Annotated in this window: 2 protein-coding genes; both read left to right on the top strand. The window is 35.8% G+C overall.

Annotated elements, in window-relative coordinates:
- A partial coding sequence (locus B5V89_RS18845) for a T7SS effector LXG polymorphic toxin (RefSeq protein WP_215540268.1) occupies nt 1–1511 on the top strand: 1511 nt, incomplete at its 5' end.
- A gap of 13 nt (nt 1512–1524) precedes the next feature.
- Nucleotides 1525–1941, top strand: a complete 417-nt coding sequence (locus B5V89_RS18840) for an immunity 70 family protein (protein ID WP_107920982.1) — start codon at nt 1525–1527, stop codon at nt 1939–1941.
- Nucleotides 1942–2050 lie beyond the last annotated feature (109 nt).

Raw genomic sequence — 2050 nt, 5'->3', positions numbered from 1 at the left:
ATGAAAATGGGTTTATAAATGAAGTATTTTTAGATTACAATTTAGAATATGGCCTAAAAAAGGTTGAAAGTGTAACAAGTTCACTAACGGACGAAGGCAATCGCATCATCCAAAAAGTCAGTGATATTGTACACTTGCCAAAATTACAAGATGACGAAACAATGCATCAAATCAAGCGAGCAAAAGAAAAGGTGAAGACGACTCTTCATCAGCTGCATTCCTTTGACCAACAAGCAACACGATCACTGGATTCTGTTCGTAAAGATATTCAAACGATGTCCCGATTTATCGAACAAATGGATTCGAATCTTAAGGGAAACAAGCAAATCATCACCAACTTTACACCTCAGAAATTAATGAGGGAAGAAGCCTATCGGAGTCTACTAGGTGAATTTGTACAAAAAGGAAACATGACTCCCATTCAAACGATTAAAAGGGAAGCTTACGGAAACTACAAAAGTATTAAATACCTGGTCTATCCAGACGGGCTTATCGTTATGGAATACCAGAAGATTGGAAAGGACTCAAATATTTATTATGAAGTCGTCACAGATATCCCTAAGGAAGTCCAAGATGGTGCAAAGGTAGGAATTATCGAACCAACCATTGATAACATTTTGAAAGGAATATATGTAGGTTCTGGGGAAGCTGTAGGAGATACCATTGAGGGCTGGAAAGGCCTTTACAAATTGGCTGAAAAATATCTGGGTCCCACCTCAAGTCCTGACTTACTATTGAAAACTGGATTAATCGGAACCGAACTTTACCTTGATTCAAAAGCTGTTTTCGGAAGAGTTGTTGATACGGGTAAATATATGGTGAAAGCTGTGAAAGATGGATTTGTTTGGGATGTCATCAACGGAGATGCGGAAAGTAGGAGTAAATATTTTACTTACCTCTTTACGACTTTAGGAATTGGTGTTTTAGGTGATAAAGGGATCAGCAAAATTGGCAATCTAGGTACGAAAGTTGGTAAATTTGGTGAGATAACTGCCAAGGTTGAGGGACTGAGTCCATCTTTAGGAACTGTTACCGCTGGCCCCATTCCTTATAATGTGATGAATCGTCTGGAGGATCAGATTCAGCTGGCGGCTAGGAAGGCGTTCGGGGATGGTACTAAGGGTATAGATAAAACTAGACCATCATGGAGACAATCTGAAATTGATGTAGGAAAAGAATATCCTGGATATCGTGACCAAGTATCATTCAAGGATAGGAATGAAGTAAGTCATGGCACTAAAAATAGTTCAAGACCAGATTTTTATATTAACGGTCATAGCATAGAAGTTAAAAATTATAAAGTGACTACGTCTTCTGGTAGAAGTAACTTAATAAGAAACGTGTCAAAACAAATTAATAAACGGATAAGTGATTTACCTTATAAAACTAAGCAGTCTGTTATTATTGATGTTAGAGGTCAAAATGTCACAAGGGATGTTTTAAGGGACATTAAACAAAAAATAAATGGAAGAACAAACGGAGTAGCAGAAATAATTTTTAAGATGGATTAGAGGTGAAATTTAGATGACAGTAGGAATATTAGTAGATTGTTTTTATTACGAATTAGGTCATAGCGATTTTGTACATTCATTCTTTTCAACAATCTCATACCATTTAGAAAAAGAAGGATGGGGGACAAAATACCCTTTAATTATGAATGAGTTATATAATGACAAACTAAATTCGGATGATGTTTCTGTGGCAAAAGCTAATTTAATTGAAATTGAACAGGAATTATCAAAACACTCGCCAGAACATGTTATATGGGATATTGATGATTTATCACAAAAACCTCCGTGGGGGGATAAAATAAGTTCCAAAGTAACTAACCTTGCGAATTATTTTGCAACAACTGATGGGAAAACATTCTTTGAAGTGATATACACAGCGATGGATGTGGCAGAAGAAGATAAATGTGATTTGAAAATTCATAAACTATAACTTTTTTAAAACCATGGGACGCTATCCCATGGTTTTTTACGATACGGAGTGCCGAATACACTACTCTTTATTCAGATAGTAAAGATAATGTTTTTGTCAATAATAAATT

The organism is Heyndrickxia sporothermodurans, from assembly GCF_003055045.1.
Classification (GTDB): Bacteria; Bacillota; Bacilli; order Bacillales; family Bacillaceae_C; genus Heyndrickxia; species Heyndrickxia sporothermodurans.
The sequence above is the reverse complement of the archived record's forward strand: the minus strand, read 5'-3'. Positions and strand labels throughout refer to the sequence as shown.

Excerpts from the sequence above, each read along its gene's own strand:
- B5V89_RS18840 (WP_107920982.1), top strand. The coding sequence starts at position 1,525 with ATGACAGTAGGAATATTAGTAGATTGTTTTTATTACGAATTAGGTCAT.